The sequence below is a fragment of the Prochlorococcus sp. MIT 1314 genome (assembly GCF_034093315.1).
Classification (GTDB): domain Bacteria; phylum Cyanobacteriota; class Cyanobacteriia; order PCC-6307; family Cyanobiaceae; genus Prochlorococcus_A; species Prochlorococcus_A marinus_Y.
This window is the reverse complement of the sequence record NZ_CP139300.1, coordinates 369,059-389,729: the sequence shown is the minus strand read 5'-3', so window position 1 is coordinate 389,729 and position 20,671 is coordinate 369,059. Positions and strand designations below refer to the sequence as shown.

Below are 20,671 nucleotides of genomic sequence, written 5' to 3'. Positions count from 1 at the left end.
CACCTTAACAGTAATTTATTTTAATTTAAAAATTTAACTCAAGAAATTTTGTTTTATTAAGGTTAATTTCTTGCCCATTCCACAAATCCTTTTTTATTACTCTTAATATCTTGTAGAGATTCAAAAAAAAACTTTTTCCAATTATCTCTAGGAAGTCCAATAAATAACATAAGATTTAATGGGTATTGATTGCTATCAGAACAACTTCTGAAATCATCCCTGAATAAAAAAACTTTCTTTTTAAGAGCAATTGCAATTCCCAGTTCAACCATTACTCCTTCATCTGGGGGACAACCATTAACGATTGCAAAAATACAATCGCATTTTTTTAAATCATTATAATTACTTTTTGCAAGCTCATATGCCCATTCACCTTCTTTTTTTATGATTTGTTTTGTCCTCTCAAAAGGTTCATAAACTTCTATATTTAAATCATTGAAAATATTAATAAATTCATATAAGAGTTTATTGGTCTGTTTTGAAAATCCATATGGATTAGCTAAATATAATTTTTTTTTCAACTCAAACCTCTTTTTTTGATGTATTCGTTGCGGTCACTTTTGCAATTTATAGTATTTTCCCATGGAAAAACTATCCATTCTTTTTTTTTCGATATATTTACAGTATTCCACCATGTAGGCGGGATTTTACTGAATAATACATAAAACACTGCTCCCTCAATATCTTTAAACGTATTTAATGTAATACCAGTTTCATAAATATCATCTACTATTAGTGAATTTTTTATTGGTTCTGAAATTAAATTTATTTTTAATTTATGACTTAATGCTACAGCAAGACATAAACCACCTCGAGGAACTCCATATATTCCAGAAAACTCTAAAAGTTTACACTCGTTAGCTATGTATTCGACACTCTTGTCAAATTCGTTCCAGGAAAAATAACTTATCATCCTAATTCTCTACTTTTTCATTTGTAATTGCGAAATTTGATGCGATTACGCTTAAAAGTGCTACTACCTGTTCATTTGGGCAATTTGTATTTTTTTTTAAATTTTCACATTCTTTTATTATGTTAGCAAAAGTGTCTTCTACGATTCCATTCATTTGATCTTCATTAAAAGAATATGGCTTATTCATTTTTTATTAATAAATAATTTTATTTTTACTTAAAAAGTCTATCAAGTAAATATATTTATTATTTAAATTAGGATTATTTCCACATAGGGTCATTTATCTTTTCAAATTTATGTGAATTTGGTAAATAAGTATGCAAATCTTCAACCTTTACAGCCCACTTTTTAGAGTTACCCTTTAGACTTTTGCTTTTGATTAGGTTAGATAAGGAAATTCTTTTTCTAATTTTAAGAAGACCCAGACATGTTTCCCAGGCTTCTGGATTTTTATATACATCTAACCAAAAATCGAAAATACTTTCCAAGAGATCGAGTGGGATATCAAAAGATATCCCCATTGAAGGTTTTTCAATTAAATAATTTTTATTTCTTAGTTCATTTAATAAATTAGTTATATTTAGATTAATAGCGAAAAGTATATCTCTTGCGGATTCATTTCCTATTAATTCTTTTCTATAACAATCTAAAATTGTTTTATCTTCAAGAATATTTTCATCACAATTTTTTATTTCTACAATCCAAAATCCTTCCCCATTTTTTACTCCACTAGCAAGAAATAGATATTGAGGTGAATTCACCAAGAACTTCAACTGATTTCTTCATTTTTAACATTTTTTGCTGGTTTTGAAAATATTTCTTGCTTCAAAAAACATAATATTAATTTCTCATTAAAAAAAATTAAATGTTAAAGTATGGTTTTAGAAATCAATGTTTGACTTAAGAGAGCTTAAATTAATGTTTTTTGATCCTACAGATTTGATAATTAATAATATTAATAAATTTCTTAGTAGTAATGCAACAATTAAATTTATTTTTTCTTAGGGAATAATTTTCCTATTTTCTCTTTTTGCAAAGTCTCCTTTTTTGTTCTTATTTTTTTATCTTCTACTGACTCTTTATTTGTGCTTACAGAATAAATAATATAGAAAATCAAGCTACTGAATATTAATCCTAAAAAAAGAATCAAAATCCCTATAGGTTCATTTGGACTGAAAATATTAAGATCTAAGGATGAATTTAGGAAAATTAACATCAATAAAGTGATTCCTTAAATATCTTTATTGAAATCTAATTAATTTCTTCGTATCCAAAGAATGTAGTTGCGTCTGAATTTTTATATCCATTAGCTGCTTCCTGTGGATTCTGACTATCAATTCTTCTTGCTTTAGCATGTATCATATTGAATGGGAAAATAACTGCTCCAACGAAAAAATGAAGTATTAAGAAGTCCGAAGGTAATCCGTTTGCCCAATCAGGGAAAAAAAGCAAGGTCATCAATGATTCGTACATATAAAGTAATTCAATATAAACTCATGAATATTATTACTGAACGTATTACAATATTATTAATATTTAATAAATTGAAATTTAATTTTGCTTTTAAGAAATATGCGATTCAATTGAAAAGGCAAAAAAAAATGATTAGTATTGTATAAGTAAATGTTTATTTATAGCTATTGTTGAAGTTCTTTTTAGGTTTATTATTATTTATTTTTTATCTATTAAATCCTCCAATAGGTCTAGCATTTGATAGATCAGATCCTAATGTTGAATTTCTACAAAATAGAATCTCAAATAATTTCTCGAGAAATTATTGTAATTCTATTCAAAATGGTTTTTCTAAAGATGAAGCAATGAAATACGCTATTGTGAAAACAGAAAATATTATTTTTTTTTCTTACAATCCTCAAAAAAAGTGGATTGAGAAAGATGATTTAGCAAATCAAATTTCAATGAAAGTAGTAAATGATTGTGGACGGACTTTTGGATTAATTGGAAATGATGGTATTGATTATTTTAAATCATATTTTCTAGAATTTTACGAAAAAACCACTCCTGACAAAAATTTTTCAAAATAGATTAAATTAATGAATAATATTTCAGATAAATTAGTATTAACCGTCATCTTAATTACTATACTGTTTGTATTTGGGTTAATCTTTTCAGTAAAATCTCCCGATAGAAAGGTTTTAGATTCACCAATAATTTGGAAAGAGGACTATTCAAATATTGCTATTTTTCGGAAGAATAAAATAAATTCAGGTGGAAAAATAATAATTTAATAAAATCAAATTAAACATGATTTAATTAAATAAAAGTTATATTTAATCCTAATAATAAATATTCTTTATGAATCTTAATCAATTCATTATTTAATGTTTTAATTTATATTTTTTAAAATAACTGATGCTAGTTTTAAATCATCATTAAACCACGCTCGTATTGCCATAGACCTTCTGGGATCGTAAAATTTTTGATTTCTATACCAACTAAGAACTTCCGAATCTGATTTCTGTCCATTACAAGATAAACAACAAGGCACGCAATTTCTTGTGCTGCTGTTTCCCCCTTTTGACTTTGGATGAACGTGGTCAAGTGATTCTGAAGGATCACCGCAATAAATACATTTATATTTAGTAAGTTTGTGAAGTGACTCTCTCCAAATTTTATTACTTATCTTGGGACATAACTGATCAAGATAAATTGCATCTTGTTTGTGCATAACACAATTCTCTTGATTATTTTTGATAATAACAGTTTTTTTTAAACTATGCTTCTAAAAGGGAAGATAAAACTATGAAAGCCTATTTTTCTTTCTAAAATAATAATATTTAATTATAAAAAAATAGAATTTATATTTAATGCTTTATTTATTAAAAACAATAGTAGTTAACTTTGATTATTCTTTTTATAAAAGTATTTCTATATTTTTGATATCCTTTTTCTCTAATACTTTTTCAGCAATTTCTGGAGGTGGAGCAGGCTTACTTCAATTGCCAGGATTGATTTTATTTGGGGTCCCTTATTATCAGGCCCTGGCTGCTCATAAATTAGCAACAGTAGCGTTAGGGCTAGGCGGATCATTAAGAAATTACAACTCTCTAAAAAATGATATTTATGTTGCCTTGCAAATTTTAATTTTTGGATTACCTGGAGTGATTTTTGGTGCTTCTATAGTTGAATTTATTTCAGAACAGTATTTATACTTATTTTTAGGCATAATTTCAATATTATTAGCACTTTACTCATTTTTTAAATCAGATTTAGGGCTATCATCTGGGAATATTAAACTTAATTTAATTCATAAAATTAGATTTTTAATCTTTATTTTCCTTATAGGTATTTTGAATGGTTCTATTTCTTCTGGAACTGGATTGCTAATAACACTACTTTTAATAAAAACATTTGGAATGGATTTTCTTCGTGCTATTAGTTTGACATTCTTTACTGTTGGCATTTTTTGGAATCTTACCGGAGCAATTTTTTTAAGTAAAATAGGGTCCGTTCCTTCCAATATATTAATATTGTTAGTAGTTGGCTCTTTTACCGGAGGATATTTCGGAGCTCATTTATCAAAGTTAAATGGAAATACACTAATTAAAAAGACTTTTATAATAGTGTGTTTTTGTGTTGGTATTAGTTTATTGATTAAATCAATAATGAGTTTTTTGTAAATTAATTAATCGTAAATATTAATACGGTTGTGGTCAAAAAAAGACCAAAGAAAGCTGTAACAGTTAATAAAGATAAATTCATTTTGTCTTTATTTATTATTTTATGTTTTAAGTAAATACTCGTTGTATTAAACAATACTTTTAATTCATACCTTAATTTTTAAAAAGGTAAAAAAAAGGCCTCACATTTGTGGGGCCGGGTGATGGGGAACCTTATTTTTAAACCAATTTCTTGAAAATTGCAACCCCCTATCTGTAGTGCAAAGTGAATAACAACTAAACACTACAGATAGTGTTTTGATGATTCTCATGTTTGTAACTCTTGCGAGTCTTATTTAATTTCTAAATTTAAAAATTAATTAGTAAACTTATTATTTGAAGATTCCAAATATATTTGGGTAATTAAACTTGTTAAAAATGTCATTCATTGTATTATTCGTAAGAACTTTCTTAGTTAAAAAGCTTTAATGATTGAATTAACATTACTAACTCTTTTGAACTACGTTGGAGATAATTTCTGTGAATATAGAAATTTGGGTCATGATAATTATAAATCTTTACTTCTTTCTTACAGTGATGCTAGTAATAAATTTGGACCATTAGAAGTCAAAAAGGTTATTGAGAAGTCGGAGAATTTTAAGGTTACAGCTGTTGCTATTGCAGCAATTAAGTGCCCTCAGCATATAGTCAAGTAATGAAATTTGAACTAAAAACTGAAAATGAGAATTATTCAAAGTCATTTGGAAATGTTTTAGGGACCTTTTTTAAACTCGCGCTAATAATTATTTTTTCTAATATTGCACTCAAATTAGGTATTATTGCAAGACATTATCAAATTGAATACAACTGCAAGCTTTTAACTGTTAAAAAATCTAATCCCAATTTCAAGAGATTATCGAGGCTTTTTAATCTGAAAAGTAAACAAAGAATTTGGGAATATTGTAGAGAGGTTGTCAAATAATTTTTAGCTAGAAGCTGATGTATAGAATTTTAATGCAAATAACCAAAACTTTCTAGAAGTAAGAAGAAATACCATAGCAACTATAATTTCAAGCAATATTTTCCATAATTGAGAAATACCCAGGAAAACTTCTGAAGGGATTGTTGTTATGAATGCAATAGGAATAAAAATACTAAAAAATATTCTTAGAGAAAATGAAAATGAATTCAAAGGAAATCTTCCAATATAAAGAAATGATCTTAAAACTTCTGTTGCATTCCATGTCTTTACAAACCAAATAGTGGTTGTAGAAATAAAAAACCATAAGCTATACAAAATACAAATTGAACATACTATAGTTATCAAAGACAAGCTCAGAAAACTTAAATTTATATTGATTTGATTGATTCTGATGCAGAATAATAATAAGCAAAATCCAAGCATTATTTCTAAAAAACCAGATGGGTTTATTTTTTTTAATGAGATAAAAAATTGACTATCAATTGGTTTTAAAAGTACGAAATCCAAGGTTCCCTCTCTTATGTGTTTAACTATTTCGGTAAGATTTGGATTGAACCATGTATTAGTTATTCCATTTAAAATTGTATAAATCCCTTGAATTATCAGGGCCTGTTCAAATTCCCAGCCTCCAATATTTCCATTGTTCTGAAAGAATATAGATAATAAAAATATACTCCCTATTAAACTTAAAGTTGCTGTAATTAAATCAACTAATATATTCGTTTTATACTCCAATTCAGAAGCTAGAGAAGTATGTAAAAATTTTTTATAAACTTTAAAATATTTTCTCGGATTCATGATCCCATAGCAGTATATTTTTTCGTTCCTTCAGACCATATTTTTCTAAATACTGGGAAAAGTAAAAGAATCCATAGAATTTGCATGATAAAACCTCCACTAACATTTGTTTCATTGCCAGATAGTAAATTTGCAGGGAAATCGATTAGATATGGAAAAGGAGTTAAATAAATCCAAGATTTAACATATTCGGGGAATGAAACTACTGGAGCTAAAAGACCTGATAAAAATAAAGTTGGGATAAATAACAATCTTTCGATTGAAGAAGCTTTTTCTGTCCAGAAACATAGACATGCAACTATTGACTGAATTAAAAATTGAATTAAGAAAGATAAAAAAGTAGATATCATCGATAAGAATAATGTACCGATATTTGGAATCCATATACTTTCTGGATTTAGAGTAAAAAAGAAAATTGCGATAATTAATGCGAATGGAAATCTTGTAATTTGTTCTGCAAGATGTTGTGCAAAATACCTGAAAAATGGATTTAAAGGTTGGATTAGATATGGGGATACTTTCCCCATAAGAGAATCTTCTTCAAAAGTAAATACGACCCAAACTACTGAAAACTGTCTTACAAAAAAAGCACATAAGAAATACCTAGAAAGCATAATATTACTAATGTTTATCGATTCATTAAGGTTATTATTTGTCCATATGTTTAACATGAAAAAAGGAATAATCCCCGAAATTGCCCATAATGCAATCTCCACCCTATATTCCAACATGTTTGAATATTGGACCTTCAATAATGTGAATATTTTACGGTGAATTAAATTAGATATCATAATTTTTTTTAATTAATATTTTTCCAATAATTTCATCTATGGGTGGTTCATTAATATAAAGATCTTCAATATCAAAGTTATTTAGGATGGTTTTTAGTGAAGAAGTAATAGATTTATTTTCAACTTTTATTGTGATTTCATTTTTTGTTTTATTTTTAACACTGAAACCTGAATGTTCTATTTTCATTGCATCTTCTTCTGAGCCACAAACTATTAATATTTCCTTAATAGGAGATAATTTCTTTAATAGTAGATCAAGTTGCCCATCATATGAAATAGAACCTTTGTGAACACATATAACTCTTTTGCAAAGCGATGTAATATCTTTCATGTAATGACTCGTTAGGCATATAGTTGCATTAGTTTCCTTGTTGTATTTTTGAAGGAATTTTCTTAAATTCCTCTGTGCATTAATATCTAAACCTAGTGTAGGCTCGTCCAAAAAAAGGATCTTTGGTTCATGTATCAAAGCTGCTAATAGTTCAGACTTCATACGCTGCCCTAGAGATAGTTTTCTTACAGGTATGAATAGCTCTTCATCGATTTCAAGCATATCTGATAATTTTTTTATTCTTCTTTTTGCTTCGAAATTATTTAGTTCATATATTGAAGCATTCAAATAGAATGATTCTATTGGTGGAAGATCCCATATTAGTTGTTGTTTTTGACCCATTATTAAAGTAATGTCCTTTAGGAAACTATCTTTTCTTTTGCACGGTAAGTATCCTGAAACTGAAATGGAACCTTCAGTGGGATGAATTAAGCCACAAAGAACTTTTAAAATTGTTGTTTTCCCAGCTCCATTAGCTCCTAGAAAACCCACTATTTCTCCTTCTTTAATTTCAAAGCTTATATTCTTTATGACCTTTAAATTTTTTGTTTGTCTCTTAAAAAAATGTTTAATTGTACCTTTTAATCCTTCTTCTTTAGAAGAGATATTAAAAGACTTTGATAGATTTTTTACTTTTATAATATTATTTTCCATTTAAATTTTAAATTTCTTAAAGTTCTTCTTTAAATAATTTTATTATTATTTCTATTTTAGAAAATTTCTTAACTATTTAAAAAATATCTTTAAACGATACAATTAACCAGAGAAAAAAGTTAATTGGATTAATTAACTCGCCAACCTTATTTTTATTTTCATACTTTAATTTTCTTAAGGTTTCTAGTATCAAACTATTATTGGAATTTGTATTATTTTCTTTTATTATTATATTACCATTTTCATCGAGGAGATTAATTTCATCTTCAAAGAACCATTGCTCTTTGCCATTTGATAATTGCAAGACTACTCCTATACCTTTACCATCAGTTATTCTGAAATCGTTGATTCTACAAACGGAAGAAACATTTATAGCATCAATGGTTTCTTTAGTAAGCCTATCCTTTGAAAGCTCTAAGTTTACTTGAACAGATTTCTTTATCTTGGCTTTATCTAAAATTGACATTTTTAGGTTATTATACCTATTCATAAAAGAATTATGTGGACAATTCTAATGTATTGAATTATTTCTGTAATTAGGACTCTTTGAATATTGCTTCAAGAATTCTTTTTATTGAAATTGCTAGGATTCTCAGAAAGACAGATATTAAACCTAGCAATCCTAGAATAATCGCTATTGATAGTAAACTTGAACCTAGGTCACGTTGTATTAAGTTCTCCATTTATTAACAAATTAATAGTTTTAACTCTACCCTATAAAAGTAAATTTTTAGATTTTGGAAAGTTTAAGCTTTATGTTGTTTTTTTATTATTTGTTATGAGATTATTTAATAGAAATAATTTATGATTTAATATCTTGTTAGAAACTTAATTAAATATTTTGGAGCTATCTCTGAACTCGTACATTGGAATTTTTTTTATCATTATAGGCTTAATAGTTAGAGTTGATTTAAAGTTTTCTATTCAAAATGATCTTTCTAATAAGTTTTAATAACTTATTTTTAGTACAAAATATAATCCTTCTGTTTTTTTAATCTTTATTAATTGCTAAAAGCAATTGCAAAAACTAAAAAAGCAACCTTGAATCTGCTTCTAAATGGTGGCGGGAGGGGAGATTTGAACTTCCGACCTTCGGGTTATGAGGCCAAAGGTATTTGGCATGGATCCACTGGTAGCAATGAGACTGTATACCTTGTTGATATAGGAGTTGACATCTATTTAATCTATGTCAACTTATTGAGTCTCACTTTAAGGTTGACATGAATTTCTAATTTTGATGACATAAGAATTATCAATTTATTTACCAATAATTTATTTACCAATATTTACTCGTCGGGCTGACCAATAAAAGAGATAAATCAGTAACTATAAGAATGTAATCGTAGATACAAAGAGGTGTTAAGCTAATTGATTATAAATTTAATACATGAGTTAACCCGTTCCAAATTCTTGACTCTGAGGTTTTACCGTTGATTCCTTATCCTCTGCAAGTATTCCTTGATGCTAGCGAGAGTCAAAAACGGTCTCTATTTAATTTAACAATGCAAAAGAAAATCGAATAAAAATATGCTGATTTAACGCTCCAAGCGCAACAAGCTACAGGAAGAAAAGAAGCTGTTGGTCTTTTGCATAAAGCAGCAAAGTTAAAAACTAAATTTGATAGCTACGAGATGATGTAGCCTTTTATTGATTGACAGTCGATCTAAACTAGGGAGCAAATAGCTCCTTTTTTAATGTCCTCTTCAATGAAAGATTTCTTAGATAAATTTTTTGATTTATGTAGAGAATATCAAGAAGAAATTCCACCTCAAAAGATTGCTGAAGTTTTAAGAGATTACGCAGATAGGTTAGATGGATAATTAACACCTATAGTTTCTGGATTTTTAAAAATAAATTTAATTGGTTAACTTATAAAAACTTCACATTTTTTTGGTAATTTATACTCTTTTATTCAATAAATATTTGAGAATTTTAAATAATCATGCTAATTAATTATTCCCGACCTTATAAAGTCATGATGAAGAAAACAAAAAACACCCCTCAACGTAAAACTACACTTAAGTGGAACGTTAATGGAGAACTATCTTCTATTGATATGGCAAGAATACTTGAGGCTCTCTCAGTCAAAGAGTTAAGCCAGTGTGAGCTTGCATGTAATAGGGATGCAAAAAAATTAAATCTCGGTATGTGGTGGTAAATAGGTTAAATTTTCAAATTTTTAGGAAGAGTTGAAGGATTAGCTACTTATTAATGATTGACAGTCGACCTAACATAGAGGGATAAAACCCTCTTTTTAATGGATAGAAGATTTATTGCTGAAAAAATATTAACCCTTATTATTTCTTTGATTGGTTAAGTGACTCATATGTATGGAATAGTTATTACGTATGGTGTTGTTAGTTTGCTATTACTAGGTGGCTTTGCATATTTAACCTTTAAAATGACCTCTAAAAAATGAAGCGCTATTGAAAAAAAGAGAGCTGTTTTTACAGCTCTCAAGATTTATTGTTGAGAGAATTGCTATGACTTTCCTCTCTTAACGAAATACTGATTTCTTAGAGCTAGGTCAAAACCCATTACCATTACAAGCTTAATCATTAATTGACTTTCTTGAATTAATAGGGTCTTAAGCTCTTGAAACGTATTCCATTTATGTGACTTAATAGCTCTTGAAGTTTTTAAAAGTGACTTCGTAAGTTTTTCGAGATCGTTCGTCAATGTTCTCAATCCTCCTCATCGTCATTGTTCCAGATCTTGAAAATCTCTCTGACTTTATTCAAGTCTTCATCTAAATATTTAGACAAGACAATTTTTTCTTGCACGAGTCCCTCCTTAGACGATTATGGATATAGGTAAGCAGAGATATAGATGGTCTCTCGAAATGCTGACGCTCCATCAGAGCAGTTACCGGTTTCACGGTTTGATAATGGGTCTAGTCTTTCTATCACTTAATAAGTGATTATCACGATTTTGAGCGTTTGCAACAACTTTTTAAAAATAGCTATTAAATATACTTGTCTTCTTCAAACCCTCTACCAATAACTACTTATATTCTTTTCGTGCAGCTTCAATAGTTTCAACTCGACTCCCTTTCATAACTGGTTTACTACTCCTTTTGTATACACATCCATAACTAACCATCATTGCATCAATACTAGGACTAGGCTTCGATACATCCTCAAATGGTTCAAATACTTTTATTCTTGATCTATCCTTATTTATCAAAGTAAATTTTTCCATTAATTATCTTTTTCTCTTAATTCAGGAAAGCAATTAGCAATATGGATTAATTCATAAACTTCTTTGCTGGCATATCTTTTATCTGGGACTCCACTTCCTACTTCTATTCCTTTAGCTTTCATTTTCTTTAGGATCAATTCTTGCCTTTCTTGGCTTGTCATTGATTTATATTTTTTCCTTCTTTCTTCTTTATTCATGCGATTTTAGTGTTGCTGCTGATCTACTACTGACTGTGTAAATTCTAGTCTTCTTGCAAGTCTATGAATGGCTGACCATGTTTCGGTTTTCCGTTTAGATAGTAAGACTATTTGCTGCTTATTCTGTGGAGTTAAATTGTACTTCTTTAATACTTTTCCAAGTGCTAGAGGATTAATTAGGTTATTCATTACTCTTCATAGTCTATTTCGTAATCTTTTACGTCTTCATAAAGTGTACTAAAAGACTTCTCTATTAAATCCTTACCTTTCCGTGTTAGCTTCAAAAGTGTTTTCCTTTTATCTTTAGGATCAGATTCTTTTGAAATTAATCCTAAACCAGCTTTGCCTAGTCGGTGATATCTACTTAAATAGTCTGTGAGTCTTGATGCACTAGCTTTGCTCATTTTAAAGTGTTCCTCAATATTCTTTTTACTGCAATTCTGATAGGTTGCTACAAACCAAAATACTGCCATTGCTTGAAGTGGAACGTCCTGCGTTTTATCTAACTTCATAAACATAGTAAGGACTCGTAAAAGATTATACGATTCGTTGTCTATCTTCAGTATTTGCTCAAGTTTTGACTGTGTCATCTCAAGTCCATTCCTGTCTCTATGACTATGATATTAACGTATTATGTGTCGGTTTTCGAGTATAGATCCACTAGTGGATAGTTTATGCTGTATTGGTAAAACTAGATCTCCATGTATGAAGTCAAAAAGAAGGCATGAAACTCTATTAAAAGCATTAAACGCTAAGAAATAATTTATTAATTTTTACCTTAAAGAACCTAGAAAATTTAATAAAAACGTTTGATCGTATTAGAAGGAACTTTTACTGGAACTAAGGATGCGCCGTAATGGGATTCTACTGATCTCATTAGTAACCAGTAAAAGAAATTTACTAAAGCTTTTTCCACGAGGATTTAGTAACTGACCTAAATAACCTTATTCGAAGTGTACTAGCAATATACAAAACTCTTATATCCAACAATCAAAACATTTGTATTATTTCGAACACTTATTAATAACGTTATTCAAACAAAAAACATGTCTAGAACAATTACTCGTAAAACAAAAATGCTCGAATCGGAGCGAACTAAATCCTCGTGGAGTTTACAGACTTTAGTCCGCTTTAAATTTATAGCAATACGAATTTAGAGTGGCAACACAGGTCTAAAATAAGACTTCCAAGATCCTCTCAAAAATATTTTTATCTCGCTCACTCGGGATCAGTGAGTTCTTTTTGATCCTCAATCCGTACATTTTCGTACCTCTTACCGCACACATAAAATTCTCAGCGAACTATTTAAATGGATTAGACCATAGATGTGAATACGAGGTAAGTACCATGAAACTAAAAACAACATTCTGCATTCAAGATAAGAACTCAAGAGATCTTGATAATGCAAATGATTATTCAACTCTCAAGGAACTAATCCAAGAGAAAAAGATGTCAACAGACCTAGCAGACTATTGGGATAAGGAATGCGAATTAGATCCATCCGACCCTCGTTGTCTGGTCTACGATGATTAGGTTTTGTTTTTTAAAGAGTATGGAAATTTAGTAAGAATTACTCTCGCAATAATAATTATTGAATGTTATTTTTTATTTACGTTCATCCAATATTTATATAACTGGACGCATGACATGGGAATAGGGAACGGGATTCTCATTAACTGCATAAGACCATGAATAACCTCTTACAAATAAGAGACAAAATCAACAAAGCCAATAGGCTTCATCAAGCCCAGCTTTTGGCAACTAAAAATGGAGAAGTTACTCCATACAAGAGATCCGTCTTTGAAGAAAGAATCAGGCAAGCTCAAAAAGAAATGGAATTATTAGATTCCTAAATTTTCTTGCTTAATTATGATCTAAAAAGGGGGGTTGGTTAAACCCTCTTTTTTTATTGGCACATCAATATCATTGCTATTAATTGATTAGAGACTTTTTTTATTAAATGCCATTAGACGTATTTCTAATGAACATGTGTGTTGTTGTTATAGCATTACTTATTAAGAGAGAAATTAAGCTTACTAAAGCTAGATAATTATGAGAATTAATTCTAAAACCATTAGCTTGCTCTTAAACATAGCTGTCTGTATTTTGGTATTTGTTATTTAGTTAGACCTCTAATTTTTCTCCATCTGGAATACATATATCCCATATAAATTTCCTGCATATAATTCTTTGCTCCAGTTTCTAATATATTTTTTGAAAATTGATTATTGAACTTTCCGCTCTCTAGTAATTCTTTTTTCCAATCTATTTCTTCTTTCATTGTTGTTGCTGCTCTTGTATCTTCTTTAGTCTTTCGTATTCAACATGAAGAACACCTAAACGCCAAGCATCTTTTAATCCTTTTACACCTCCCATTAGTAGCTTTGCATCAGCAGGAGAATGTGACTTCATATTCAAAAAGTCTTTCTGCCAGGATTTGTCATTCCATTTAGTACTCATTACCACCAACCATCATTAAACTTATTTTCCTTTTCGTCTATTAAATCATCTATATCAGGAATTGGTTTGATTTAGTAAGAATATATCGACTTTTAATTATTAATAAGTAATTAATACATTGCATTATCGAGGATATTCATACTATCTTCTTTAGCAGTTTTTAAAATTAATGATTAATAATCTCCTTGATAATGATGAAAACATAAAAGATAAGTTACTTAAACTAAGCTTCAGAGAAATACGTCTAGAAGCAAAAAAATTATCAATTCACTTATATAGTCGTAAAACAAAAAAAGAATTGGTCGAATTACTTTTGAAAGACCAAAAAAAATTTTTGATTGAAAACAATTCTAATGATGATGTAGTTGCAGAAGAAGATAGGTTAGCTATAGAGAAAGCTAAAGAAGATGAGAGGATTGCTTTTTTGAAGAAGACGCAACTGATCAAGATAGAGAAAGCTAATGCCAAAGAAAATCAATATATAATCTCAAACAAAAATAAAAATTTGAAAAGATTATTATCTAAGTCATTTCCCAATAAAAAAATAACCGTAACAGATAATAAAGATGGATCTCAAACAATTCTTATTAACTAAGAACACATGAAAGAAAGTTGACATGAAAGTTGACATTTGGGTGTCTTTTAAAGGGTTTTTGGTGTCTCTCATGTCTCTTCAGTACCCTTATTAGCACCCTAGTCATATCCTTGAGTACATTCAGGCAATAAAAAACCCGTCTATGACGGGCTTCTCATTGGTGGCGGGGGGGAGATTTGAACTTCCGACCTTCGGGTTATGAGCCCGACGAGCTACCAGACTGCTCTACCCCGCGTCATATACATAGCATACATCTGAAAGGGTTGTTTTTTTTTATTTCTTTAGGATTCTTGGAATTTTAATTTACCTTTAACTTCAATTCGCACTCCTTCAGAAAAATTAAATACCTTTTCTTCAATGTCTTGAATTCTTAGGTCAGATATCCACTCTAATTGTTTTAGTAAATGAAGACTAACAGCATGCTTGGCTCTTCTTGATCCATCTTCTACTTTTAAAGCTAATCCTATTCCTTCATTTACTTTGCAAAAACACTGTATACCTTCAGCACCACCCTTACCTATAACTTGTCCATGAGAAGCCTCAATTATTTCTGTATCAAATTTATTTTTATCACTTATCATTATCGGGTTTGTTGTCATAGCTCTACTGATTTGTTCTAATTCAGCATTGTCTGAACTGCTTAGAAGCGAATATAGCTTGGACATTTCTACTAGCTTTAAAAAAAGAGTTGGGGCACCACAATCATCGCGTTCTGCGTTTATATCAGATATGGGGATTTCAAGTAATTCGGAAATAATTCTAAATATTTCTATTTGAAGTGGATGATCTCCCTTTAGATAAGTCTCTATTGGCCAATTTAATTTTTTGCATGTAGCTAGAAAAGCAGCATGTTTGCCTGAACAATTATGTTCTAGTGGACTTGTGTTTGCTTTTGGACATTTCAAATTATGAATATCGATGTCGTACTCCCATAAAATTTTAAAAGCTTCTCTTGTATGGATTTTGGAGCCACTATGGGAACCACATGCTAATGCAATTGATTTTGAAGAATTATTGATATTTGATGCGGCCCCACTGCTTACAAAAGGTATTGCCTGAAATGGTTTTAATGCTGACCTTATAAAACTTTTATATTCTGGATTCCCTGCGCACATTAAAACCCTCCCTTTTTTGTCGCTAATAACAGCATGAATTTTATGGATTGACTCAATGTTAGAACCTCTAATTAAGGTTGCTTGTAAAGGTGGATTATTTGATGTGTATAGGTTTTTGAAGTTTGTACTCATTTAGAAATTGTAATATTGAAAAAGCAAAAATCCTACTAAAACTAAAACTGAAATTATAGATAAAATTTGAATTAAATTTTTTAAAATAGGCTTTACCTCAATTGAGGCAATAAGTGATTCTTTTTCTTTTAAAACTAATGGCTTTATCCATACTTGACCGTCATACCAACCAGACTCTTCGTACTCAACTCTTTCAGAAATCAATCTTTTAAATACATGATTCCAACCAATGTATAATCTTAATGAAATCAATAGAGGTATTGATAAGCTACTAAAAAAACTTAATAGAATATATTTTAAAATTTTTGTTTTGAAATATATACTTCCAGACGAAATAACAAGAAATAAAACAAAAGCACCAACCCAAAATTTAATCAATATTAGAATCAGTGATTTTTTTGTTTTTGGCCATGAAAAAATTTTAGATTTTGATAATTCAATAAATTCATTTGTCGGTTGTTGCTCCCTAGGTACAGGACATTTTGTTTCTTTCATAAATACCAATTATGGGAATTTAAGATTATCTCCATTACTCCAGAATGATTCAAGATCATAATATTTTCTTATTTCTGGTTGAAAAATATTTACAATCAAATCACCATAATCAAGTAGAGCCCATTTTGCCTCTGTAACACCTTCTTTCCTTATAGGTTCTATTTTAGCCTTCTCTCTCAAATCTCCCTCTACAGAATTAGTTATCGATCTAACTTGTACATCAGATAATCCCTCTGCAATTAATATCCATTCACTTATGAAAGAGACTTTATCAATTTTTATAAGTTTTATATCTTTTGCCTTTTTTTCATCACAGGCTTTAGCTGCCATTAAAACCAAACTTTTATTGTCCATATACATTTTCACTTGATACTGATTTTTCTGATCCTTCTTGCTGGGATAACTCTGATCTGGCTTTTTCAGCACTTTTTCTTAGGGCATCTAATCTATCCTCAAAGAAACTTCGTTTTTTCTTTTTCCTGGTTTTCTCAATTAGCTCCTTTAATGCTCCCCCAAGACTTTTGTAAGCATTTGGTATGCTGTATCCAAATCTACAAGCAAGGTCTATAGCTCTTTCATCTGCAAAAATAGCATCTTGGAGTTTCTTTTCAGAATTATTCTTTAAATATAATCTATACCCTGCAAAACTTGATAAACCAAGCGCCAGTAATAAAAGCAATCCATCTTGTACCCATAATTCCCCAATTGCTCCTCCAAGACCAATTGCAAGAGCGGCCATTTCCCATCCATCTCTTGGAATAGCGTCATTTTGAATTTTTCCTACCTCGTGCCAAAATAACAAATTTCTGTGGTCAATAGCAAAGTTATCCCATTCATCTAAATCTATTTGAATTTCTACTTCGTCACGACCAATCTCCTCAAGCATTATCAAAGGTGGGTCTATAGCGGCAGCAGCTTCAACAAATACCCAACTTTCATTCTCTGGAGGCAACAAACTTTTAAGTCGCTGAAGTTCGCTCATAAAAAATTATTTTCTTTCAATACTATAGAAACAAATGTTGCTTTTCAAGTAACTTGATTAACATCTGATGATTTATAAGTAGCATGAAATAAATAAAGGTTTAAATTATGCCTCAAAGAGGTGATCTTAAGAAAATTCTTATTTTAGGTTCAGGACCAATTGTTATAGGACAAGCTTGCGAATTTGATTATTCTGGTACTCAAGCTTGCAAAGCTTTAAGAAAAGCTGGTTATGAAATCATATTGATAAATTCAAATCCGGCATCAATAATGACTGATCCTGAGATCGCAAGCAAAACATATATTGAACCATTAACTCCTGAAATTGTTTCTCAGATCATTCTAAGAGAAAAACCAGATGCAATACTACCCACGATGGGAGGTCAAACCGCTTTGAATCTTGCGGTTAAATTATCAGATTTAGATTTTTTGAAAAAAAATAATGTTGAATTAATTGGAGCTGATTTGCAAGCTATTAAAAAGGCTGAAGATAGAAAGTTGTTTAAGGAATCGATGGAAAAAATAAATGTAAATGTATGCCCATCTGGGATAGCATCTAATTTAAATGAAGCAAAGGAGGTATCAAAAAAAATTAATTCTTATCCTCTTATAATAAGGCCGGCATTTACTTTAGGTGGTGTTGGAGGCGGAATCGCATATAACCTTGAAGAATTTATCGAATTATGTAAAACAGGTTTAGAAGAAAGTCCTAGTAATCAGATATTGATTGAGAAATCACTTATTGGGTGGAAAGAGTTTGAATTAGAGGTCATGAGAGATAATGCAGACAACGTTGTAATAGTTTGCAGTATTGAGAATTTAGATCCAATGGGTGTCCACACTGGAGATTCAATTACAGTAGCTCCCGCACAGACCTTAACAGATAAGGAATATCAGAGATTGAGGGATTTGTCATTGAAAATCATCAGAGAAGTAGGAGTTGAAACTGGGGGAAGTAATATTCAATTTGCAATAAATCCAACTAATGGAGAAGTAATTGTCATAGAAATGAACCCTCGCGTAAGTAGATCCTCTGCTTTGGCAAGTAAAGCAACTGGATTCCCCATAGCTAAGATTGCAGCTTTATTATCTGTTGGATATAAACTTGATGAGATTATTAACGACATCACAAAAAAGACACCTGCATGTTTTGAACCGTCAATTGATTACGTTGTCACCAAAATTCCTAGGTTTGCTTTTGAAAAATTTAAAGGGACATCAAATACCTTAAGCACAGCTATGAAGTCAGTTGGTGAGTCAATGGCAATCGGTCGTTCTTTTGAAGAATCATTTCAGAAAGCATTAAGGTCCTTAGAAGTTGGTATTTGTGGATGGGAATGTGATTTACTAGATGAATCTAAGAACGAGAATGACTTAAAGAACAGTTTAAGAAACCCTACATCTGAAAGAATTCTTATAATTAAAAAAGCTATGCAGCTGGGGAAATCTAATTCTTATATTCAAGAAGTAACTAATATAGATTCATGGTTTATCGAAAAATTGCGTAATATCTTTAATTTTGAAAATGATTTTTTGAAAGAAAAAGAACTTTTTGATTTGGATAGAGATTTGATGCTAAATGCTAAACAATTAGGGTTCTCAGATCAACAAATAGCAAAGTTAACTAATTCAGAGTTTTTTGAAGTAAGAAGATATAGAAAAGACATGAATGTAATACCAATTTATAAAACTGTTGATACATGTTCTGCAGAATTCTCATCCTCAACTCCTTATCATTATTCAACTTATGAAGAGTCTTTTGTTAATTTAAATTCTCAAATTTTTGATAGCGAGATTTCAAAAGATAATAAATCAAAAAAAATTATGATTCTTGGGGGGGGCCCCAACAGAATTGGTCAGGGAATAGAATTTGATTATTGTTGTTGTCATGCTTCCTATCAAGCTTCTACAAATAAATACCAAACAATAATTGTCAATAGTAACCCTGAAACTGTATCTACCGATTACGATACTAGCGATATTTTATATTTTGAGCCTGTAACTTTTGAGGATGTTATCAACATAATAGAGGCCGAAAACCCCTATGGTTTGATTGTTCAATTCGGAGGTCAAACTCCACTAAAATTATCATTACCTTTATTTGAATGGCTTAAATCTAATGATGGTGTCAGAACTGGATCAAAAATTCTTGGGACTTCTCCAACCTCAATCGATTTAGCAGAAGATAGAGAGGAGTTTACAAAAATACTTAATGAATTAAGTATTAGGCAACCTTTAAATGGTATGGCACGTAATCAAAATGAAGCTCAGACTGTTGCAAAAAATATAGGATTCCCTTTGGTTGTAAGGCCCTCTTATGTTTTAGGAGGCAGGGCAATGGAAATTGTTAAAGATGAGAATGAATTATCTAGATATATCTCTGAAGCAGTTAAGGTATCCCCTGATCATCCAATTCTTCTTGATCAATATTTGAATAATGCTATTGAGATAGATGTAGATGCTTTATGTGATTCAGAAGGTTCTGTTGTAATTGCTGGTCTAATGGAACATGTGGAACCTGCAGGAATTCATTCTGGAGATTCAGCTTGCTGTTTACCTTCCATTTCTCTCTCAAAACCGACTTTAGATACTGTAAAGAAGTGGACTACATTAATTGCAAAAAGACTAAAAGTTGTTGGTTTAATAAATTTGCAATTTGCAGTGACAAATTTAAATAACAAAGAACACAAGTTATTTATTCTTGAGGCAAATCCAAGAGCTTCTAGAACTGTCCCATTTGTTTCAAAGGCCATAGGAAAACCAGTTGCAAAATTAGCTACCCAGTTAATGCTAGGCTTTACATTACAAGAGATTGATTTTACCAAGGAATTTTCTCCAAAATATCAGGCAGTAAAAGAAGCTGTTTTGCCTTTTAAAAGATTTCCTGGATCTGATACACTCCTTGGTCCAGAAATGAGATCAACAGGTGAAGTAATGGGTTTAGCTAAAGATTTTGGAATTGCTTATGCTAAGTCTGAATTGGCAGCAGGAAATGGTGTCCCTTCTGATGGAGTAGCTTTTTTGTCCACTAATGACTTAGATAAAAAGAATCTTGAAGAAATTGCAAAGGAATTGTTAATTTTAGGTTTTAAATTAATTGCGACAAAAGGTACAGCCTCATATTTGGTTAATTTAGGCATTCAAGTTGAAGAGGTTTTAAAAGTACATGAAGGTAGACCAAATATAGAAGACCTAATTCGTTCTGGACTTGTTCAATTAATAATTAATACTCCAATAGGATCCCAGGCTCTACATGATGACGCATATTTAAGACGAGCTGCTTTAGAATATAATATTCCAACCTTTACAACCATCCCTGGAGCAAAGGCAGCCATTAAAGCAATAAAAGCTTTGCGAAGTAATAAAATTGATACCTACTCATTACAAGAAATCCATAATTATTAAAACT

Annotated in this window: 31 protein-coding genes and 1 tRNA gene; 10 read left to right on the top strand and 22 right to left on the bottom strand. The window is 30.1% G+C overall.

The window, feature by feature from the left end; genetic code table 11:
• Nucleotides 1–62: 62 nt before the first annotated feature.
• The 6 genes from SOI86_RS02275 to SOI86_RS02250 form a co-directional block, all read right to left on the bottom strand.
• Nucleotides 63–521 (bottom strand): nucleoside 2-deoxyribosyltransferase, encoded by a 459-nt coding sequence (locus SOI86_RS02275; protein WP_320681997.1) that lies wholly within the window; start codon nt 519–521, stop codon nt 63–65.
• Nucleotides 518–913, bottom strand: a complete 396-nt coding sequence (locus SOI86_RS02270) for a phosphoribosyltransferase (protein WP_320681996.1) — start codon at nt 911–913, stop codon at nt 518–520. The genes SOI86_RS02275 and SOI86_RS02270 overlap by 4 nt, the downstream gene beginning before the upstream one ends.
• A 1-nt stretch (nt 914) precedes the next feature.
• Entirely contained in the window at nt 915–1,100 is a 186-nt protein-coding gene (locus tag SOI86_RS02265) for a hypothetical protein (RefSeq protein WP_320681995.1), read from the bottom strand.
• A 73-nt stretch (nt 1,101–1,173) separates the two neighbouring features.
• The gene (locus SOI86_RS02260) at nt 1,174–1,674 is read right to left on the bottom strand and encodes a josephin (RefSeq protein ID WP_320681994.1); all 501 of its coding nucleotides are present in this window, start codon (nt 1,672–1,674) and stop codon (nt 1,174–1,176) included.
• A 230-nt stretch (nt 1,675–1,904) separates the two neighbouring features.
• A complete protein-coding gene (locus SOI86_RS02255; protein ID WP_320681993.1) occupies nt 1,905–2,129 on the bottom strand; it encodes a hypothetical protein in 225 nt (74 codons plus the stop codon).
• 35 nt (nt 2,130–2,164) lie between these two features.
• Complete coding sequence (locus tag SOI86_RS02250; protein WP_320681992.1) at nt 2,165–2,371, bottom strand: hypothetical protein; 207 nt, start codon at nt 2,369–2,371, stop codon at nt 2,165–2,167.
• A 182-nt stretch (nt 2,372–2,553) separates the two neighbouring features.
• Here SOI86_RS02250 and SOI86_RS02245 point away from each other — a divergent pair, with 182 nt between their 5' ends.
• The gene (locus SOI86_RS02245) at nt 2,554–2,955 is read left to right on the top strand and encodes a hypothetical protein (protein ID WP_320681991.1); all 402 of its coding nucleotides are present in this window, start codon (nt 2,554–2,556) and stop codon (nt 2,953–2,955) included.
• A 302-nt stretch (nt 2,956–3,257) separates the two neighbouring features.
• Here SOI86_RS02245 and SOI86_RS02240 read toward each other — a convergent pair whose 3' ends face one another.
• Nucleotides 3,258–3,599, bottom strand: a complete 342-nt coding sequence (locus SOI86_RS02240) for an HNH endonuclease (protein WP_320681990.1) — start codon at nt 3,597–3,599, stop codon at nt 3,258–3,260.
• Nucleotides 3,600–3,738: 139 nt separating this feature from the next.
• Here SOI86_RS02240 and SOI86_RS02235 point away from each other — a divergent pair, with 139 nt between their 5' ends.
• Nucleotides 3,739–4,551, top strand: a complete 813-nt coding sequence (locus SOI86_RS02235) for a sulfite exporter TauE/SafE family protein (protein WP_320681989.1) — start codon at nt 3,739–3,741, stop codon at nt 4,549–4,551.
• Nucleotides 4,552–5,018: 467 nt separating this feature from the next.
• On the top strand, nt 5,019–5,246 hold the full coding sequence (locus SOI86_RS02230) for a hypothetical protein (protein WP_011863020.1): 228 nt from the start codon (nt 5,019–5,021) through the stop codon (nt 5,244–5,246).
• A 269-nt stretch (nt 5,247–5,515) separates the two neighbouring features.
• Here SOI86_RS02230 and SOI86_RS02225 read toward each other — a convergent pair whose 3' ends face one another.
• The 4 genes from SOI86_RS02225 to SOI86_RS02210 all read right to left on the bottom strand — a co-directional run bounded on the left by SOI86_RS02225 (nt 5,516) and on the right by SOI86_RS02210 (nt 8,552).
• Nucleotides 5,516–6,310: an ABC transporter permease gene (locus SOI86_RS02225; protein ID WP_320681988.1), complete on the bottom strand. Its 795-nt coding sequence runs from the start codon at nt 6,308–6,310 to the stop codon at nt 5,516–5,518.
• Nucleotides 6,307–7,101: an ABC transporter permease gene (locus tag SOI86_RS02220; RefSeq protein WP_320681987.1), complete on the bottom strand. Its 795-nt coding sequence runs from the start codon at nt 7,099–7,101 to the stop codon at nt 6,307–6,309. Before SOI86_RS02220 ends, SOI86_RS02225 begins: the two co-directional genes overlap by 4 nt.
• The gene (locus tag SOI86_RS02215; RefSeq protein WP_320681986.1) at nt 7,091–8,086 is read right to left on the bottom strand and encodes an ABC transporter ATP-binding protein; all 996 of its coding nucleotides are present in this window, start codon (nt 8,084–8,086) and stop codon (nt 7,091–7,093) included. The genes SOI86_RS02220 and SOI86_RS02215 overlap by 11 nt, the downstream gene beginning before the upstream one ends.
• Nucleotides 8,087–8,162: 76 nt before the next feature.
• Entirely contained in the window at nt 8,163–8,552 is a 390-nt protein-coding gene (locus tag SOI86_RS02210; protein WP_320681985.1) for a cytochrome b6f subunit family protein, read from the bottom strand.
• A gap of 539 nt (nt 8,553–9,091) precedes the next feature.
• Here SOI86_RS02210 and SOI86_RS02205 point away from each other — a divergent pair.
• From SOI86_RS02205 to SOI86_RS02195, 3 genes are all read left to right on the top strand, one after another.
• Nucleotides 9,092–9,310: a hypothetical protein gene (locus SOI86_RS02205; protein ID WP_320681984.1), complete on the top strand. Its 219-nt coding sequence runs from the start codon at nt 9,092–9,094 to the stop codon at nt 9,308–9,310.
• Nucleotides 9,311–9,780: 470 nt separating this feature from the next.
• Nucleotides 9,781–9,906 (top strand): hypothetical protein, encoded by a 126-nt coding sequence (locus tag SOI86_RS02200; protein ID WP_320681983.1) that lies wholly within the window; start codon nt 9,781–9,783, stop codon nt 9,904–9,906.
• 155 nt (nt 9,907–10,061) lie between these two features.
• Complete coding sequence (locus SOI86_RS02195; RefSeq protein ID WP_413350859.1) at nt 10,062–10,244, top strand: hypothetical protein; 183 nt, start codon at nt 10,062–10,064, stop codon at nt 10,242–10,244.
• 323 nt (nt 10,245–10,567) lie between these two features.
• Here the strand turns inward: SOI86_RS02195 and SOI86_RS02190 are convergent, their stop codons facing one another.
• From SOI86_RS02190 to SOI86_RS02175, 4 genes are all read right to left on the bottom strand, one after another.
• Nucleotides 10,568–10,765 carry a hypothetical protein gene (locus SOI86_RS02190; protein ID WP_320681982.1) on the bottom strand — a complete coding sequence of 66 codons (198 nt, stop codon included), beginning with the start codon at nt 10,763–10,765 and terminating at the stop codon, nt 10,568–10,570.
• Between the two features lie 324 nt (nt 10,766–11,089).
• Entirely contained in the window at nt 11,090–11,287 is a 198-nt protein-coding gene (locus SOI86_RS02185; RefSeq protein WP_320681981.1) for a hypothetical protein, read from the bottom strand.
• Complete coding sequence (locus SOI86_RS02180) at nt 11,287–11,484, bottom strand: hypothetical protein (RefSeq protein WP_320681980.1); 198 nt, start codon at nt 11,482–11,484, stop codon at nt 11,287–11,289. Before SOI86_RS02180 ends, SOI86_RS02185 begins: the two co-directional genes overlap by 1 nt.
• A 188-nt stretch (nt 11,485–11,672) precedes the next feature.
• Entirely contained in the window at nt 11,673–12,074 is a 402-nt protein-coding gene (locus tag SOI86_RS02175; protein WP_320681979.1) for a MarR family transcriptional regulator, read from the bottom strand.
• A 652-nt stretch (nt 12,075–12,726) separates the two neighbouring features.
• Between SOI86_RS02175 and SOI86_RS02170 the strand changes: the two genes are divergently transcribed.
• Nucleotides 12,727–13,017, top strand: coding sequence for a hypothetical protein (locus tag SOI86_RS02170; RefSeq protein ID WP_320681978.1), 291 nt, complete (start codon nt 12,727–12,729; stop codon nt 13,015–13,017).
• A gap of 155 nt (nt 13,018–13,172) precedes the next feature.
• A complete protein-coding gene (locus SOI86_RS02165; protein ID WP_320681977.1) occupies nt 13,173–13,337 on the top strand; it encodes a hypothetical protein in 165 nt (54 codons plus the stop codon).
• 263 nt (nt 13,338–13,600) lie between these two features.
• Here SOI86_RS02165 and SOI86_RS02160 read toward each other — a convergent pair whose 3' ends face one another.
• Both SOI86_RS02160 and SOI86_RS02155 read right to left on the bottom strand, forming a co-directional pair.
• Complete coding sequence (locus SOI86_RS02160; RefSeq protein ID WP_320681976.1) at nt 13,601–13,765, bottom strand: hypothetical protein; 165 nt, start codon at nt 13,763–13,765, stop codon at nt 13,601–13,603.
• Nucleotides 13,762–13,944 carry a hypothetical protein gene (locus SOI86_RS02155; RefSeq protein ID WP_320681975.1) on the bottom strand — a complete coding sequence of 61 codons (183 nt, stop codon included), beginning with the start codon at nt 13,942–13,944 and terminating at the stop codon, nt 13,762–13,764. The genes SOI86_RS02160 and SOI86_RS02155 overlap by 4 nt, the downstream gene beginning before the upstream one ends.
• 169 nt (nt 13,945–14,113) lie before the next feature.
• Here SOI86_RS02155 and SOI86_RS02150 point away from each other — a divergent pair, with 169 nt between their 5' ends.
• Complete coding sequence (locus tag SOI86_RS02150) at nt 14,114–14,539, top strand: hypothetical protein (RefSeq protein ID WP_320681974.1); 426 nt, start codon at nt 14,114–14,116, stop codon at nt 14,537–14,539.
• A 158-nt stretch (nt 14,540–14,697) separates the two neighbouring features.
• Here SOI86_RS02150 and SOI86_RS02145 read toward each other — a convergent pair.
• From SOI86_RS02145 to SOI86_RS02125, 5 genes are all read right to left on the bottom strand, one after another.
• Nucleotides 14,698–14,774 (bottom strand) — tRNA-Met (locus tag SOI86_RS02145).
• Between the two features lie 46 nt (nt 14,775–14,820).
• Nucleotides 14,821–15,786, bottom strand: a complete 966-nt coding sequence (locus tag SOI86_RS02140; protein WP_320681973.1) for an asparaginase — start codon at nt 15,784–15,786, stop codon at nt 14,821–14,823.
• Complete coding sequence (locus SOI86_RS02135) at nt 15,787–16,281, bottom strand: CGLD27 family protein (RefSeq protein ID WP_320681972.1); 495 nt, start codon at nt 16,279–16,281, stop codon at nt 15,787–15,789.
• Between the two features lie 9 nt (nt 16,282–16,290).
• On the bottom strand, nt 16,291–16,635 hold the full coding sequence (gene rsfS / locus SOI86_RS02130; RefSeq protein ID WP_320681971.1) for a ribosome silencing factor: 345 nt from the start codon (nt 16,633–16,635) through the stop codon (nt 16,291–16,293).
• Complete coding sequence (locus tag SOI86_RS02125; RefSeq protein WP_320681970.1) at nt 16,625–17,263, bottom strand: DUF3318 domain-containing protein; 639 nt, start codon at nt 17,261–17,263, stop codon at nt 16,625–16,627. Before SOI86_RS02125 ends, rsfS begins: the two co-directional genes overlap by 11 nt.
• Before the next feature lie 107 nt (nt 17,264–17,370).
• On the opposite strand from SOI86_RS02125, the gene carB reads away from it, so the two are divergent.
• On the top strand, nt 17,371–20,667 hold the full coding sequence (gene carB / locus SOI86_RS02120) for a carbamoyl-phosphate synthase large subunit (protein WP_320681969.1): 3,297 nt from the start codon (nt 17,371–17,373) through the stop codon (nt 20,665–20,667).
• The last annotated feature ends 4 nt before the right edge of the window (nt 20,668–20,671 follow it).